Here is a 17645-nt window from a genome sequence, read left to right on the forward strand (position 1 = left end):
GTGCTGCGTATTATAGATTACAATTCCTGCTTTTTATAATTGAACTATCTTATCTATAGAACTTTCCTGCTTAGCCAATTCTTCATTCCTATAATCTATTAATTTATGATTAGATAAAACAAAGTTGTTTTCTAATATTAATTCATTATGGAGTATTTCAGATAAAAATTTAGGTATCATCTCTCCTACGCCGTAATTATAGTCACTTAGAATCCAAGAAATCTCTTTCCAATCTAAAATTCCTTCTGATACTTTTTTGGGAGTTTGATATGTAAATTCATTAAGTAGCTCTACTAAATAAACATACATACCACCAGAGTAAGATGAGTCCTCCCACTTAATAATACCTTTAAACTGAATTTGTTCATGCTTAACTTCTATATTAGTCTCTTCTTTTATTTCACGAATCGCATTTTCTAAAGGTGTTTCTCCCTTTTCTATCTTTCCACCTACCCCGTTCCATAATCCTTTTACAGGGTCATATTCTCTATTTAACATAAGTATCTCTTCATTTCTCTTTATAAAACATAAAGTGTACTTGTACATAATGTGATTCCTTCCTTTGTTATTAATAAGCTCTTACTGGAGATATAAGATGTACTGCTGCAGATGGTGTCCCTGCTTCAATTAATATTGGTCTCATAGAACCGCTGAAACTTAAAGTAACCGTTTCTTCTTTTATCGCCTTTAAAGCATCCATCATAAATCGTCCATCGAAAGATATATTTAATTGTTTTTCACCTTGAATCTCATCTATCTGTTGTGTCTCGGATATTTTTCCAATCTGAGAAGCGTTAGAAGAAATTTTAATTGTGGATTCGTCTATAATTTCTAAGTTAACATTGTTATTTGCCCATTCACTTGATAATAAGCTGGATCGATCTACACCTTGTAAAATTCTTTTTCTATCTACGTTAATGACTGTTTGAAATTCATTTGGAATTAAACTAGATATATTAGGATATTTTCCTTCAATTAATCTTGAATATAATGTAGTTGTACCGAATGTAAAAATAATGTGACTTTCTGAAAGATAGATGTATACGAATTCTGAATTACTATTCATTAATTTTAGCAGTTCACTAATAGTTGCACTTGGTACGATACAACTTGCTTTCACCTCTGTAGAAATTATCGTTTCGCGTATAGCAAGTCTATGTGAATCAGTTGCAGCACAAATTATAATTCGATATGTACTCCCGTAAGAACGGGTCTAGATTCATTTTTAGCTACTGCAAAGACAGTTTGTTTAAATACTTCAATCAATTGTTCTGTTTCTGCTTGTATTTTTGCATGATCGTCTATAAGTGGTACATTCGGAAACTCATATGCTGGAAGTCCATTTAAGTTTAATGTGATTTCTTCTGACTGTATCGTAATTATTTGCTCATTCGTACTTTTTATTGATACATCGCTTGGCATTTTTTTTATAATTTCAATGAAATATTTTGCAGGTACTACAATAGTTCCTGCTTTTACTATAGTTGTAATTTGGTCGCCTTCAGTGGAACTAGGGATGAATTTTTCGATGAAAATATTTGAATCACTTGCGATTAAAGTAATTCCCGATTGATCTACAGTTATTTTTATGCCAGATAATATAGGGATTATAGCTTTGGTAGATACAGCTTTACTTACTTCTGAAAGTGCTTGAGTGAAATGTTTATGATTAACGATAAACTCCATTTTTTCCCCGCCTTACATGAATTGATAATGTTATGAAGATTGATGAACGATTGTCCCGTTAAAAAAGTAAGGCACTGTTTCTTTCCTTTGTAATATATTTAGTAAGTGTTCTGGTATACGTAAATGCGGTGCTGCTCTATGTAATTCCATCCAAGTAATCTATTCAATTTCTTTTGGCCTTGTTATATTTGCCTGCCCGTCAATTATTTCACCTAAAAAATTAAAGAAAATTGCATGGTGTCCTCTCTCTTCGAAAAAAGCTTCGCTAATGTAACAAATGCCGTTTACAGTTATATGGTGTCCGGTTTCTTCTTTCACTTCCCGAATTACTGCCTCTTCTAACGTTTCTCCCAGTTTAACTGCGCCACCTGGTAGCGTGTAATATGAACCATTCTTCCCTTTGTTTTTTACCATTAAGATTTTTTCGTTTGTTTTATCGTATAAAAGTGCATATGTAACATTTACTTTTTTCATACGTACCTCCTCTGTTTTTAATAAAAGGAATTTTCTGTCTGTTTATCATTCTATCATTAACTCGGTTTAATAGTAAGTTCCCTAAGTATTAGAATAAAAATTGATTAAATTAATACTAAATAAAAATCCCAGAGTAGCTCCAAAATTAATAAAAACCCCGCTCTCATTTTGAGACGAGGTTAAACTTGTATAACAAACGGATTCCAAATTAGCCTTTCTTTAGATCAATTTTAAAAGTATACATATGAGACCCGTATTTTTTGTTAATAGCCAAAGATTTTTTACTTCCCAATTTCACAAAGTAGTTTTATCTCTTTGATTTGTTCTATATGACGCTGTTCATGCAAATAGATCAGTTCTATCCACTGATCAAGATGTAATTCTCCAAGAGCTGGATGCATCACTGATTTAATCGTTAATATAGATTCATCTTCTATTGTACTTAGGAAACGCATTAATTCTTTTCTCGATTCGTTTAACATATCGATTATTTTCTGGACTTCAAATGGTTCTAAACTTGGTTCAATCATTCCTGGAGCTATAAATTTTAGCGATCTATCTTGTAATATAGAGCGGATTTCTCGACGCTCTTTTAGGGTACTATCAATCTTTTTTAAGCCAGATGAAATAACCTTTATGACCACTTTATCCAATTAAACTAAGTGATGACATACTTGTGCTATACTCCATTTATTCATGTCTGGCTTACTATTGAATTGAGCATCATCCAATATCATAATTTCCTCGAATAGATATTTTCTCGTTTCATCAAACCTATCATTTACAAATGAATTCATAACATTTCCCCCCTTCATCTGAATGCATATATTTAGATGCCTATTTTAGGTATATTCGCTATAAAATAATTAGTTTCCCGTAACTAATATTCCACTTCGATCTTTTTTTGCTTTAGAAGTGCCTCTAAATATGCATTCACTCAAGATTCTCCTTTAAATGCATAATCCAAAAGGATAAATTTGTATTCAAAATACTAATGTTAATTCAATATACACTTTATAAACGTTTTTCTAAATAGTAATGATTATGTCCTTTCGGATGATCTTCACTTACTCCAATCACTTTATATCCATGCTTTTTATAAAACGCAGGTGCCTGAAAGCTAAAAGTATCTAAATTGATTAGCCTACACTCTTGTTCAATTGCAAATTCTTCAATAAGCTTTATTAATTGGCTTCCGTAGCCTTCGTGTCTATACTCTTCAGAAACCCAAAGGAAATCGACATGTACGTGGTGCCAAAATGTAATTGCAGTTATTCCGCCTACAATTTCTTCCTTTTCATTTCTCACTATAAAACTAATTTTTTCTGAAGGCTTTTTCTCTTCATCCGAAATATGTTTTTGGTTATATTCAATTACTTTTTCTCTTATGTAATCACTATCTTCTTGGACCCATTGTTTTACTATTTTCATTTTAAGTAGCACACTCCTTTTAAAGTATCTATTCAATTTAATAATCGTAATATCCTGTCTAACTTAATAGTCGTAGAGCACTGTTTCATTTCACTAAAATAAAGAAAAGCCGTACTACATTTTATCTGTAGTACGGCTTTTTATGGCGTCTGATTCTTTTTAATCTAAGTTTCAACATATTAGTACAATAATTCAATTGTATTACTGCGGATAAGAATGAACATTCCTAAACCAATTAGAACGACTGGAACGATAATATGACAATTTCTCTCAAGTACTTTAGCTAAAATAGGAGCTCTTATCAATTTGTAGCTAATAAAACACCATATTGCTATCATGCAATAAAAGATTACTAATGTAACAATATTGGCATTAAGATTTTGACTAGCAAACATTGGTATATAAATCGAAATATTATCAGCTCCATTAGCTAATGTAATTGAAGCTACTTTAAATATTGAACTAGAAGCGTTAGCAATGACTTCGTTACTTTTATAAGAACGAAGTGACAATAGTCCTTTCACTCCCATATAAATTGGCACGAATCCTAATAATCCGATCCACGAAACAGGAATGAAAAAAGAGCTTAAAGAACCGATGATACTTAGAAAAATAATTAAACTAAACCCAAAATATTGTCCAATAACAATATAAAGTTCTTTCATTTTAGTTTTCCCTCGGACAGTACTACCTTCTTTCTTAATTACTCCTGTCCTTACTTGCGAAAATAAAACAAGAAGTATAAAAATGTCATCAATATTTGTTGAAGTGAATGCGATAAAAGAAGAAATTATAGTTGTAACCAATATAAGCCAACTACCTTTATAATAAAATAATGGTGTACAAATGAATTGCATATCTAATAACAAAGGTGGTTAATGTAGGTTTATAACATGATTTCAATGCCTTTATAAAACAATATGAATATTTTACCAATCTGCTACTTAGTTGCTAAAGAAATAAATTACTTTATTACCTTTCAAATCATTTTCACTTATTTTGTAATATAAAAAGAGCCCTATACAAGGACTCTTTTTATAATTAAGCTACTTTCCGATATAAATGTCGTGTTTCTTTTTTGTTTTCTGCTTTTGGTGGACGAATTAATATCGAAATAATGAAGGAAATAACGCTTAAAACACCGATTATAATAAAGGTCGGTTGAAATCCACCCAGTAATGCTCCAATGAACGCTCCTGCAAGTGCACCAAACCCGAAACCTTGATATACAATCCCGTAATTTGTACTATGGTTTTTTAATCCGAAGAAATCTCCAACAATTGCTGGGAAGATTGTGATATTACCACCAAAGCAAAAGGCAACACTTGCTACACAAGCGAAATAAATACTGTAATTTAGTGGAATGAAACTTAAAGTAAAGACTGACAATCCAATAATAATAAACGTTGCAGAGACAATTTTCATTCGGCTAATTTTATCTGATAACGTTCCAAGAACGATTCTACCTACCGTATTAAAAATTGCAATCATTGCAACGGCGTTAGCGGCGGTTGCTGCACTAAGTCCAACGAGCTGTACACCAATATCTTTTACCATACCGATTAAATATAGACCGCCCATACACGATGTGAATAGCATAAAAAACAAAAGATATACTTGTTTCGTTCGCATCATTTCACGAGGCGTATAATCATTGTGTAATGTCTCAGTTACAGTATTACTCACTATTGCTTCACGTAAGAAGAACGATCCGGTTAATACTAAAAGTAAAACGATGATACCCCAATATAAAAATGCTTGTGATACACCAAGACTATCGATAAGACTACCGTTTATATATCTAAAGATTAAGCTGCCCATTCCATATGCCGAAACAGATATGCCAGAAATAAGTCCTTTTCGATTTGGAAACCATTTAATTAAATTAGATAGTGATGTAATATAAGCAGTTCCATCTGCATAACCAACAACGACACCAGCTAATAAATATAGTAATGGTAAGGAAGAAACTTGTGAACTAAGTATTAAACCGAGTCCCAAAACAATCCCTGCAGTAGCGATGAGTTTACGAAGTCCTAATTTTTGCTGCAACTTTCCTGCAAATAAAGTTGAGAATGATAATGAAAAACTTGTTATGGAGAAAGTTATCGCTACGGAATTGAGGTTCCATCCAAACTTACTAACAAGGGGTTGATTAAATAAACTCCATGTATAAATTGTCCCAAGGCCAATTTGAACAATGATTGTACCTAGAACAATTAGTAACGGATTTATAGAAGTTTGTTTCATACTAACTGTCCCCTTCTTTTATCATGACATGAATTTTCACAGTTAGTATAACCATCATAAGAAGCAAGATACTGCATGAAAAATGGAAATTGAATTCATGTACACAAAAAGACACTCCATAATGAAGTGTCTTTTAGATCTACTTAAAGAAAGCTTTGTTAAGATAAGACATTTTCAAATGCTTATGTATATAGAATACCAAAAGATTTCAATCATGTGATGGGACTTAAGATGTATTTTTCATTCATCATATAGTCGGATGAACGAAAAATTAATATTCAATTTCATCAAAATCCTTCGGCTGCGGTACCGTTTGCATATTAGCCGCATCTTTTGGATCGCTATAAATCGCATTTTGTTCTGTATTTACATCTTTAAGGTTTTGCTTTTGATTTTTATTCATTTTATCTTTCACTTTCTCTCACTCCTTTTCATTATAGGAGTAATTATGCCCCATTACCGTTACGAAATGTATCAGCGACTAAATTGCTAAATTCACGTAAATAATATAAATAATTATCACCGCCGTAGTTATATCTTTTATTATACATTTTCGCAACAACTACATTATATTCAGGTATTACTAAAAGAGTCGGTCCTGTAATTCCTAATATTTGATACGATCCTTTTGGAACTCGTTCACCAAGTTCACTTAAAAGCGTAGGTTCATTTTGAACGAACCAAAATAACCCATTTTGTGGTAGTTCTTTGTTTGCAAATGTTGGACTTTGCAAACTCGTAGCAATTTTTATAACTTCTTTTGGAACAATTTGTTGACCGTTTATCATACCTTGATTTAAATGAAGATTGCCCCAATAAGCAAATTCTCTAGCTGAGACAAATAGATTTTTTTCAGTACCATCATTTACCGTACCAATTTCACTAATCGCGTCTTCACTTGGATTATTAACAACTTTAACTAAGTTTTCATCTTCCTGAATTCTCCAACCTGTTTCTTTGAAGTTAGCTAGATCAAATACACGCTCCTTTAACAATTCAGGAAAACTTTTGCTATATAGCTGATAAATAAGACGTGTTATCATTCTGACATTAACATCTCTATACGCCCATGCTTGTCCAGGTTCAAATTCACGAAAAATTGTCCCATCATGCGTTTCTCCTAAACCGTGCGAATGGGTTACTAAATGTCTTATTGTTGTTTTACCAAGTAATACAGGATCAAAGTCTTTAAGATACTGTATCGCTTCATCATCAATAGAGTTTATTTTCCCCTCGTAAAGCGCAAATGCTACCATTAAACCTAAATAACTTTTTCTCGCAGAAGCAACGTTGAATTGTGAAGATGCGGTTACTTTTTTACTTATAGATGTATTTGAATGATGGCCACTATAATGCTCTAGTACGATTTTGTTATCTTTTATTATACACAGTGCTGTAGCAGAACTATGATTTTCTTCTTTTATATTTTCTACCCAAGAAATTAACTTATCGTATGTATACAAATAAATCCCCCTTAACACGAATAAAAAATTACAACATGAAAGAAAAGTATAAAATAGTATTTACACCTTTCTTTCATGTACACCATTGTTAGTTTTCTATACTTAAATGATCCACCAGTTCCAGCAGTTAAAACAACCGAAACATCCAGCGCAGCCTACACAACGACCACCACATCCTCCACATCTTCCGCCGCCACATCCACCACAGCGACCACCACAACCTCCGCATCCGCCGCAACGACGTGCATCGTCTTGAATGTAATAGTATGGATATTGATTTTGTTGTAGTTGATCCCAATACACAACATTACCAGATTGATAATCATTAAGGTTTAATGATTGTAGTTCTTGTTGAAACTGATTCATTACGAAACCCTCCATTTATAAAAATAAATTCCGTCCCAATGTTAAAGTTTATATATTTTTGCAAACAAAGTAGAAATAAGGCTATAGACTAAATGCGTACATCAACAAAATATGAACTTACACTAGGTGATGTACCTTGTTTTTCAGCCTATTTTCTTAATCTCCTTTCAGGGACGTATTTACTATTAATAGAGGTGTTTAAAAATTGCTAATCCAACAGTTTAGTCGTTCATCGCTTAATTTCCTTTCTAGTAACTCTTTAACTGAAGGTACTGGCATGATTTTATACGTATGTAAAGCCTCTTGATTATAATCTATCCAGTGAAACGCTAAATGAGATTCTTTAGATTTTGGTATGAAATCAATATGTAACTCTTGCGAATCTACTTCAAAAATATGATTGATTTCATGATGAAGAACTTCATGGTCTTGCCATTGGTTTTCTATGACGCCTAAAAATTGTTTTATACTACAATTTACTCCGAGTTCTTCTCATAGTTCTCTTATTAATGCATTCTCAGCTGACTCGCCAACTTCAACATGACCACCTGGTAAAAAATAATGATGGCCAATATATTCAGCCAATAATAATCTATTATCCTTTAACATAACAGCTCGTACAATATGATGAAATTTATTTTTCAATTGCTATTCCTCCCAGTCATTTAATGGCATCTTTCATTTCACATCTTTACTTCGTAATACTTAAACGAACAAACGATATACTTGCTCACCATCATATTCATGTCCCAATGGTTGAAAACCGTAACGTTCATATAGTTTCTTTGCAAAGACATTATCTTTATGTACTGTTAATCTTATTTCTTTACACGCCTTACATGTATTTTTTATTAAAGAAACACTTTCTTGTAATGCCGCTTTTCCATAACCATTCCCTTGCTGCTTTTGATCGATAATAAATCCATTTATCCAATACATATCAGTTGTTTCTCTTACAACAGCATGCATAATAAAACCAACCATTAGATTGCCGTCGTATATCGCAAATGGTATGTACTCCACATTGTCTCCATCTGGTTTTATATATACTTTAGCAAGTGAAACTGCTACAGATGGAACAAATTTCGTCTGATTTTCTTTAACTTGTAGCTTTAAGGCATCTTCCCAATTCTCTCTCGTAACAACCTTTAACTGGACATTCAATATTTTAGGCTCCTTTATAAATAGGTTGTATTTTTATATTCAACAGAGTGACATATTCTCCTTTTTCCGACAACAACCTACAACATGATCTTATTAAATTTTTCTTTATTTAAGTGTAAAGCTGTATTGTTTCACGAAATATTAAAAAGGAACTAGCATAGTGCTAATTCCTTTTACTAAAAAGAAAACCTTGTTATTTATCGTATCCTTTTTGAGTTTCATCATTTATTAGGTTTTCTATTTTCTTATCATCAGGTATTGGTTTCCACCAATTACCTGTAATAAATAGCATGGTTAATAAATTATAACTATCACTAAAGTAGCTTTCTTTCTTATTCTTCATCCAATCCCATCCACTATTTACCCACTTTTGATTATCGCTTTTCGTTGTACTTGCAGCAATAAACGGTGAAACAAATACAGCAGTTGGATAACTACCAATATTGGATCCGTTTAATTGATAACCATCCACAATTTTAGAAGGATTTCCATTCGTTTTATTTTGAATCCATGAAGAGACTTTATCAGAAACGACTTTACTTCTTTTCTCGCCGTACATCGCATAGTCCATTACAATTCTCAATGGTACCCGACTAGCATTGTAATAATATGCATTTGTATATTCTGACTCATCTAAGAAGTCTTTAGGTGCGGGTTGTGGTGGAGTTTTTACAACGAAATCTGAAATAAGTCCTGTATTTTGAGAGTATTTATTACTAAATTGCGTATAAACATCGTACAAATTATTAATAACAGTAAGCCAAGTTTTATCACCTGTAAATTCATAAAATGCTCTAAGGTGTGACATCATCCAATCAGATGGTCTCGTATCAAGTGAATTTTTAGAATCCCAATCTCCCAAATTTAGTCGGTTATTATTTGTAACATTACTAGCTTTAATACCTTTTGTAATCATGTCTTGTGCTTCTTTCAAATAATTAACCGTTCCATTTGATCCCCACTGCTTATGAGCAAGAAGAAGAGAATACGCAATATCTAAATCCCCATCAGTAGCAGAATCAAAATGACCTTGTGCTTTTTTACTATCTGCGACAACCCATCCCATTAAATTAGGATTTTGAGAGCTTTTAAAAGTTCTTGCTGTTTTAAATAAACCATCATAGATTTTTTGAGCATTCGAATCATAACCAGCCATTAATACTGTAATTATCATCCCATACCCTTGACCTTCTGAAGTTCCAAGTGGCTTAAACCCATCAGCATCACCCGTAATCTCTCCTTTTACGTAATAACCACCAGGTAAAGAAGATAAATCATTTTTCAAATATTTCTTTTTCCAATTATCGTAGTAACTTCTTACAGAAGCATTTAAACTTTCCTGTGTAACATGATTTGGTTTTATAACACCTGCATAATTAACTTGCTGGGGAAATGGTTTCATTTCTTTTACAGCAGCTACTTGTTGATTAACTATGGGAATAGAAGTTTGTACTGAATTGTCCGTTCCATTTGCTGCGAAACTAGAATTAGAAAAACTAGCTAGTCCGATTCCTATAATAGAAATACATGTGAAAATTTTTCTTTTTCCATTCATTATGTTGTCATCCCCTTTTAAAATGCTTACTACATAAAATGTAACATACAATATTTAACTGAAATACAAAATATTATATTTATCAACAAAAGAAAGTATAATAAAGTGGTTATGGAATGAGTTTATATTGATTTATTATTTACTAGAGTTGTATATTTTTCTTTTTTTGATAGTGATATATGAGTAATTAAAACTCCAAGTATAGTAATTCCCCCGCCAATTATTGAAACAAAAGTCGGTACTTCACCTAACCATACCCAAGCAATAAAACATGCAGTTACTGGAGTTAAATATAGAGAACTTGTTGCCTCAGCAGCACCAGAATGGGATATGATATATGCCAATGCGATATATGGGAGTACTGTTGGAAATAAACCTAAATATATAACACTCATATTCACTTCAAGAGGAGCTGCTAGTATTTCTGTATACACTCCCGGCGAGAAAATAAGCATACATACAGTGCTAGATAAAATTGTATATATAGTAAATGGCAAGAAGCCATACTTTCTCAAGTAAGAAGTTTGGAAAACAAAAAATAAGCTTTCTGAAATCGCTGCTAATAAAATAAATAATCCTCCACTATTCAATTGAATAGCATCTCCTTGACTAAATGATATGAAAGCAATTCCTATAAAACTAATTACACCACCGATCCAACCATTTAATTTCATTTTTTCATTCAAAAAAACAGATGCAAAAATAGCCGTTACTATAGGTGTGACTGAAACGATTAAACTTGCAGATCCAGCATTTACTGTTTTTTCGCCGTAGTTTAATGCAATGTGATAAACAGTAAATCCTAAAGCACCAAATATAAAAATTGCTGGGATATCCTTTAAGTCCGGTAGTCGTAACTTGTATATAAAAGAAAACAACAGAAGAATAAATGAAGCAATTAATAAACGTAGTAAAGTAAGGTGCTCAGGTGTATAAGATTCGAGCCCCATACGAATTGCTGGAAAGGCAGTCCCCCATATTAAAATCGTAAAAGCATGAGCACAAATAATCCGAAAGTCCCATTTTTTATAATTCATGTTTTTTCTCCCCCTTCAAACCAACCACTTTATAATTACCAATTATTTCTTTTCATCATATTTAATAGTTGTTACAATGTCTTCAACCAGTTATTTATCGTAAAAACCAACCACTTGGCATTTATAAAGTGAACGAGGGAGTTTTTTTATGACAACTAATAAAAAACTGCCTAAGTATCGGCAGATAGTAAACTTTATGAAAGAAAAAATTGAAAATGGAGAATGGCCTATTGGAAGTAAGATTCCTAGTCAACGGCAGTTAGCCAAATTATTTCATGTAAATCGAAGTACTGTAATAACTGCGCTAGATGAACTTATGGCAGATGGATTGATTCAAGGGAAAATTGGAGCAGGAACAATTGTAACAAATAATACATGGTCATTATTAGCGACGAATCCCCCGCCTGATTGGAGTGACTATGTAAAAGCTGGTATTCACAAACCTAGCAAGTTAATGGTACGAGAAATCAATGAAGCAGAAGCAAATAAAGAACTTATCCATCTTAGTAAAGGTGAACTTGCGCCTCAAATTTTCCCGCTAGAAACTATGCAGTCCATTATGAAAAGCGTAAGTGACGAAATAGATTATTTTGGATACGAAGAACAAAAAGGTTTTTTGCCGTTACGTGAAGCAATTAGTACATACGTAAAATCATTCGGAATACATACTTCAGCCAGTTCTATATTAATCGTCTCTGGTGCATTACAAGCACTCCAATTAATATCAATTGGTCTTTTGCATAGAGAATCAACCGTTTTACTTGAACAACCTTCTTACTTATATTCACTTCATGTATTTCAATCAGCAAATATAAATCTATCTGGTATATGTATGGATAATCACGGTATTTTACCTAACGAATTATTAAAACGTATTAAATACAGTCAAAAGAAAAACATTTTATATTCTATCCCAAGTTTTCAAAACCCAACAGGGGCATTAATGTCTCAAGAACGAAGAAAAGAAATAATAAAAATATGTGAAAAGGAACAGTTACCTATAATTGAAGATGATATTTACCGAGAGTTATGGATTGATGAACCATCTCCACCTCCTTTAAAGTCGATAGATAAACATGGACATGTATTATATGTTGGTAGTCTTTCTAAAACACTTAGCCCAGGACTTAGAATTGGATGGATCATTGGACCCGAACCAGTTATTGATAGATTGTCAGATATAAAAATGCAAACAGACTATGGATCGAGCTCTTTATCTCAAAGAGTTGCTGCTGAATGGATAAATAAAGGTTTTTATGAAGAACATGTTGCAAACGTAAGAATTCAATTAAAAGAACGAAGACAATTCATGATACGAGCTTTAAATAAATACTGCGCAGATGTTGCATCGTGGGATATTCCTAGTGGTGGATTATTTATATGGCTAAAGATTGTACCTAACATTCCGATGAAGAAATTATTTTCAGAGGCGCTATCAAAAGGAATTCTTTTAAACCCAGGACGTATATATGAAGAAGAATCAGATCGGTACATTCGTTTATCATATGGATATGTTTCTCCAGAGCAAATAACTAGCGGAATTAAATTGTTGAGTGAATTAATCCGTAAGCTCATGGCATAACAAAAACTCCTCTTTTAACTATAGAGGAGTTTTTGTGTATCGTATTTACCACAATCTCATTTCCTGTCCCAATAAAATAAGTTCGTCATAAGGATCTCCGTCAATATTTAATACTTGAGCAAAAGCAGGTTCTGTTTTTAAACCGTTCTCTTTTAAGCGAAGAATTTCTTCCCTTATATGGGGATGCTGTATTAATAGCATGTGCTCTACTATCATATGTCTATATGCATTTTGGTTACGTACTGGCTTAGGCTGAGCAAATAATTCAAATTTAAAACCTTCAAATTCAAAATTTACCTTTATCGATTCTGTAGTTTTAATTTTTTTCTTTTTTATTTTGAATCCTTTATAAGAACCGTATAAAGATCTCATTTCCTGTTCAAAAACATCAAAGTTATGTACTTCCATTACTATATCTAAGTCAGATTGAAGAGTATCAATTCTAATAGGAATTGTCCCGCAAAGAACCGGACTATACAAAATTAAATCCTCCATAATGTTAAGTTTATTCAAAACATCATACACTTTTTGTTGCTTCTCATTCCCAGATTGTAAATATGTAATAGATGTAAACATGGAAGTCTCTCCTTCTTTTCACGTAATACGTGTCTCCGCTAAGTTCAAGAAAAATTTGTCTGTTTATATTTGTGCTAGGAGTACATTTATTTCAAAATATTAAGGTGAATAAACAATGCGTTTCAACTTTCCTCCTATACTGCAATACTATAAAAATAAAAAAGGAGGAATTATTATGAGCATTTTTCACATTCTTTTAACCATCCACATATTATTTGGAACAATATGCTTAATCACCGGTATTGTAGCGATGGTTGCTCAAAAGAAGAAAGGAAAACATACGGAATGGGGTGAAATATATCATGCATCCTATGTTGTCATCACCCTTACTGCAATTATATTATCCATTATAAGCTGGGATAAAATCGCATATTTATTTTATGTAGCAATTTTCTCTTATTCATTTGCGATATATGGATACCTCGCACGAAAAAAACGTTGGAAAAATTGGCTCCATCACCATATTAGAGGTATGTTAGGTTCTTATATTGGTGCCGTTACCGCACTTTTAGTAAACGTCGGTATTCATATTCCCATAATTAATTTATTACCGCCTATATGGTTTTGGTTTTTACCTACATTAATCGGTATTCCTCTCGTAGTCAGTGTATCAAAAAAATATAAAAAGCGTAGTTAAAATTCATTACAATTTCGTTACTTTCTAATGATAATTACAAAAAATCATACTCAATGTAATATTTTATTAACAAATTCAAATTCAAATTGCTTTAAGTTCGTCACTTGGAGCTAAATAAAAAGAATCCAATAAAAATATTGGATTCTTTTTCGGATTTCATTTCAATATCGGCTCTATGTATTCAATAATGTTACCATTTGGACCACAAACTATCTTTGTATACTTGTGGGTACTTGTTGTATTGATTCAGTGATAATTACACCATTATAATTGAAGATTGTAATAACGAATGTAAACGATCCGGGTAATTCGTAAACATCCCGTCAACTCCCCATAGAAGTAACTTTTTCATATCTTTTTCATTATCTACAGTAAATGGATGAACTTCTAATCCGTGTTTCTTTATTCTCTTTACATAAGCTGAATCAATATATTTATAGTTCATCCCAATACCGATACAGTATGTTTTGTACTTTTTTATCTCTAATTCAGTTAATTGAACTGCCTTTTTGTAAGGTAGTAATTGTACTAGAGGTATATGAACATCTAAACTATGAATTTTTTGCAAACTTACTTTACTAAATGATTGAATAATAACTTTATCACTTATTTCGTAGTACTGTATAATTTCTAATAACTTTTCTTCCATACCGGGATATTCATCTGGCGATTTTGTTTCAATGTAATAATTAGTACTATTCCTGAACGTTTCAATAATTTCCTCTAGTGTTGGAACTGTAGCATCCTCAAATTCTTTCTTTGCTAAAGCTGGATGCTTTTCATTGAAAAAAGAACCTACATTTAGTTGCTTTATTTCTTCTAATGTATGTTCCTTAACTAGCCCCTTACCATTTGTAGTGCGGTTTACTGTTTCATCATGCATAGCTACTAAATGTCCATCTTTTGTCATTTGAAGATCAATTTCTATATAATCTCCTTTTAATTGTTGTCCTAGTTTATAAGCTTGTATTGTATGTTCCGGCGCATACGCAGAAGCTCCTCTATGTGCAATGTTTTTTATATGATTTGATTGATTAATAGCTTTTGTGTACTTAAGTTCATTTACTTTATGAAAAGCAAAAGTGACTATTACTATAAAGGTGAAAATGATTGTAACGATATATATTTTTTTCATAATGATGTATTAACTCCTACATGAAAGCAATTTAGATTGAATAATTTATTCAATTAAACGTCTATTTTCAAATACAGTCATTTGTCCAACAGATTGAAAACCAGCCTTTTTATAAATATTAATCCCATCAGGTGAAGCTTGTAATACGCATTGAGAAACGTTTAATTCCTTTGCTTCTTGTAGCAAGTAATTAAACATAGTAGAGCCAAATCCTTGCCCTCTCATTTCTTCTTTCGTTGCTATATCATAAATACCAATACTATCTTTTGTACATACTAACGAACCAACAGATACGACTTCATTTTTAAAAATCCCTAAATATAGTTTCATATTCTCACTATTCCATAAATCGAAAGAAGCAGTTTCATTGTAGAATGCTTGTACATGTGTACCTTCCTCTGAAGTACCAAATAGATTAGCTAACGTTTCCCCAAAATTTTTAATTTGTCCTGACGAAGATGCTTTTTGTATCGTAAAACCTTCTGGCATGTTTATTGTTGGATGAATTGTTTTTAAGTCTGCTATCATCGCGATATTTTGTTCTGTTTCTTTTAAGCCAAGTCTTATTAATTCGCTTTTTATAGTCTGCTCATGCCTATCATCCCAAAACCAAACACTCATTGGAAATTTCTTTTGATTATAGTTGTTTACCACTTTATATAGTTTCTCAATACCTTCCGTTAAATTATTGTTTAGTATAGTAATGATATTAAATGTATCTGCCGGTAAACCACAGTCGACAGCAATGTAATCCTTCGTTTCTTTTACATTCATTCCATGTAACTGCCGCGCAATATATGAGGTTTTATATGTGAAGTTATCTATTAGTAACTGTTTATAATTCATTCATTTTGCTCCTTTCATAAAAATTCGTTTTCGAATTCTTCAGTATTAAATATAACACATAAGAAATGTATCTATTTCTATAAAAATATCTCTATACATTACTCTTTTTGCCCTAAAAGAATTAAAAATGATATAACGTTGTCGGAATGAAAAAAGTGGTATATAATAAATAGTAACATTACTAGTAATTATTTTAGGTATTCCTAGAATAAAGGAGCGATACATATGAAAATTACTATTTATTTCGGAAGTCATGAAGATCAAGATGTTCGTACTATGGACTGTCATTTAGATGTAGAAGATGCAGAAGAGATCGTTTCTGTATCATAATATAAATAGTTGGGATGAACCCTCTTCCCTACAGCGTTTAAGGCACCTTTTACAGGTGTCTTTTTGTTGTTTTTTTCGTCAAAAACCCTTTACTTTATAGCGTTTTAATAGTAAAATAAAAACATACGAACAAACGTTCTTTTTATTTTAATTGTACATGAAGGGATGATTTTTACAATGGCTCAAGCAAAGCGCAGAGGAAGAAAAAAGCAAACACCTATCATTTCAAATACAGGCTTTATCGGCTCTGTCTTTATTGATACATTGGAGTTACAAAAGAAATCCTATTATTTCGCTCGTAAAAAACTTCAAATTGTTCATCACGTACTTGATGGCCTCTCTGGGGCAACAAGTTCTTTATTTAAAGAACATAATATTTCAGCATACATGTCATGTGTGTATTTACATAAACAAAAGAAAATCGGCTTCGTTCTTTCAACGAAACCATTTGAACAAAGTGACGGCGTTGCTTATTTTGTAAATTATTTAATCGAAAAGAATTTTTACAGTAATGATGAAGAAGTAGAATATCAAGAAGTATTTAATACAGGTTTTATCGGTGTAGTATTCGCTGATTTATGTAGCATAGATCGCTTTAATTTCGAGTTTGAAATGGGTATGTTAACGAAATTAATGAAAGATATGATTATTCCGGTTAAAGAACTCTTTTTACGCCACAATGTACCGGCCTACATCTCCACTTCTCATTTAGAGGAACAAAACAAATTAGGTTTCGTTCTATCTGTAAAACCGTATGATGAACGTGCAGAAGCAGATTTATATTTTGAGGCGTATTTAAAAGAACGCGGGTTATTTAATGGTGATGAAGAAGATGATATTGATAAGATTGTTATTAGAAAAACAGCTGAATTACGATAGAAAAGCGCAGGATGATGATCCTGCGCTTTTTATAATTTATGAAACTGATTTACCAAATAAACGGTATTAGTTTTTTTGTTTTCTGTTTATACACTGTAAATTGTTCACCGTACTTATTCTGTAAGTAATCATCAGATTGCGGAATATAGTCAAAAACAAATACAAAGAATAGGCCTATAAGAATTAACAAACTATAAATTTCGTTTTATAGTATTTGCTTTTCTTAGCTTGAAA

General features: G+C 32.0%; 16 protein-coding genes and 5 pseudogenes. 3 read left to right on the forward strand and 18 right to left on the reverse strand.

Going from position 1 to position 17645, the window contains the following annotated elements:
* Positions 1–33: 33 nt before the first annotated feature.
* The 14 genes and pseudogenes from DT250_RS26780 to DT250_RS26840 all read right to left on the reverse strand — a co-directional run bounded on the left by DT250_RS26780 (position 34) and on the right by DT250_RS26840 (position 11426).
* Positions 34–546, reverse strand: a complete 513-nt coding sequence (locus tag DT250_RS26780) for an NUDIX hydrolase (RefSeq protein ID WP_149213967.1) — start codon at positions 544–546, stop codon at positions 34–36.
* A gap of 22 nt (positions 547–568) precedes the next feature.
* A pseudogene (gene dnaN / locus DT250_RS26785) lies at positions 569–1686 on the reverse strand (DNA polymerase III subunit beta).
* 30 nt (positions 1687–1716) lie between these two features.
* Positions 1717–2160, reverse strand: a pseudogene (locus tag DT250_RS26790) (NUDIX hydrolase).
* A 281-nt stretch (positions 2161–2441) separates the two neighbouring features.
* Positions 2442–2957: pseudogene (locus DT250_RS26795) on the reverse strand (DinB family protein).
* A gap of 217 nt (positions 2958–3174) precedes the next feature.
* Positions 3175–3591, reverse strand: coding sequence for a GNAT family N-acetyltransferase (locus tag DT250_RS26800; protein ID WP_097857611.1), 417 nt, complete (start codon positions 3589–3591; stop codon positions 3175–3177).
* 179 nt (positions 3592–3770) lie between these two features.
* A complete protein-coding gene (locus DT250_RS26805) occupies positions 3771–4397 on the reverse strand; it encodes a cadmium resistance transporter (RefSeq protein WP_097908367.1) in 627 nt (208 codons plus the stop codon).
* A gap of 235 nt (positions 4398–4632) precedes the next feature.
* Positions 4633–5841, reverse strand: a complete 1209-nt coding sequence (locus DT250_RS26810; protein ID WP_149213968.1) for an L-lactate MFS transporter — start codon at positions 5839–5841, stop codon at positions 4633–4635.
* Between the two features lie 271 nt (positions 5842–6112).
* Positions 6113–6256, reverse strand: coding sequence for a hypothetical protein (locus DT250_RS31850; RefSeq protein ID WP_179952866.1), 144 nt, complete (start codon positions 6254–6256; stop codon positions 6113–6115).
* Between the two features lie 31 nt (positions 6257–6287).
* The gene (locus tag DT250_RS26815; protein WP_149213969.1) at positions 6288–7304 is read right to left on the reverse strand and encodes a serine hydrolase domain-containing protein; all 1017 of its coding nucleotides are present in this window, start codon (positions 7302–7304) and stop codon (positions 6288–6290) included.
* Between the two features lie 102 nt (positions 7305–7406).
* Positions 7407–7670 (reverse strand): heterocycloanthracin/sonorensin family bacteriocin, encoded by a 264-nt coding sequence (locus tag DT250_RS26820; protein WP_060486806.1) that lies wholly within the window; start codon positions 7668–7670, stop codon positions 7407–7409.
* Positions 7671–7868: 198 nt separating this feature from the next.
* Positions 7869–8315: pseudogene (locus tag DT250_RS26825) on the reverse strand (NUDIX domain-containing protein).
* A 60-nt stretch (positions 8316–8375) separates the two neighbouring features.
* Positions 8376–8834, reverse strand: coding sequence for a GNAT family N-acetyltransferase (locus tag DT250_RS26830; protein ID WP_088063617.1), 459 nt, complete (start codon positions 8832–8834; stop codon positions 8376–8378).
* 193 nt (positions 8835–9027) lie between these two features.
* Positions 9028–10389, reverse strand: coding sequence for a family 8 glycosyl hydrolase (locus tag DT250_RS26835; protein WP_088063616.1), 1362 nt, complete (start codon positions 10387–10389; stop codon positions 9028–9030).
* A gap of 122 nt (positions 10390–10511) precedes the next feature.
* Positions 10512–11426: a DMT family transporter gene (locus DT250_RS26840; RefSeq protein ID WP_088063615.1), complete on the reverse strand. Its 915-nt coding sequence runs from the start codon at positions 11424–11426 to the stop codon at positions 10512–10514.
* A gap of 148 nt (positions 11427–11574) precedes the next feature.
* Here DT250_RS26840 and pdxR point away from each other — a divergent pair, with 148 nt between their 5' ends.
* Positions 11575–13008 (forward strand): MocR-like pyridoxine biosynthesis transcription factor PdxR, encoded by a 1434-nt coding sequence (gene pdxR, locus DT250_RS26845; protein ID WP_088063614.1) that lies wholly within the window; start codon positions 11575–11577, stop codon positions 13006–13008.
* 45 nt (positions 13009–13053) lie between these two features.
* On the opposite strand, the gene DT250_RS26850 is transcribed toward pdxR, so the two are convergent.
* The gene (locus DT250_RS26850; RefSeq protein ID WP_060486812.1) at positions 13054–13584 is read right to left on the reverse strand and encodes a DUF4269 domain-containing protein; all 531 of its coding nucleotides are present in this window, start codon (positions 13582–13584) and stop codon (positions 13054–13056) included.
* A 175-nt stretch (positions 13585–13759) separates the two neighbouring features.
* Between DT250_RS26850 and DT250_RS26855 the strand changes: the two genes are divergently transcribed.
* Positions 13760–14221: a hypothetical protein gene (locus DT250_RS26855; protein ID WP_000021531.1), complete on the forward strand. Its 462-nt coding sequence runs from the start codon at positions 13760–13762 to the stop codon at positions 14219–14221.
* Positions 14222–14477: 256 nt separating this feature from the next.
* Here the strand turns inward: DT250_RS26855 and DT250_RS26860 are convergent, their stop codons facing one another.
* Together DT250_RS26860 and DT250_RS26865 are read right to left on the reverse strand one after the other, a co-directional pair.
* Entirely contained in the window at positions 14478–15356 is an 879-nt protein-coding gene (locus DT250_RS26860; protein ID WP_149213970.1) for a glycerophosphodiester phosphodiesterase, read from the reverse strand.
* Positions 15357–15401: 45 nt separating this feature from the next.
* A complete protein-coding gene (locus tag DT250_RS26865) occupies positions 15402–16202 on the reverse strand; it encodes a GNAT family N-acetyltransferase (protein ID WP_088063611.1) in 801 nt (266 codons plus the stop codon).
* 495 nt (positions 16203–16697) lie between these two features.
* Between DT250_RS26865 and DT250_RS26870 the strand changes: the two genes are divergently transcribed.
* Complete coding sequence (locus DT250_RS26870) at positions 16698–17411, forward strand: hypothetical protein (protein WP_097890153.1); 714 nt, start codon at positions 16698–16700, stop codon at positions 17409–17411.
* A gap of 49 nt (positions 17412–17460) precedes the next feature.
* Here DT250_RS26870 and DT250_RS32845 read toward each other — a convergent pair.
* A pseudogene (locus DT250_RS32845) lies at positions 17461–17616 on the reverse strand (methyltransferase family protein); the annotation flags it as partial.
* Between the last annotated feature and the right edge of the window lie 29 nt (positions 17617–17645).

It is taken from the genome of Bacillus sp. AR2-1, assembly GCF_008368755.1.
Classification (GTDB): Bacteria; Bacillota; Bacilli; order Bacillales; family Bacillaceae_G; genus Bacillus_A; species Bacillus_A wiedmannii.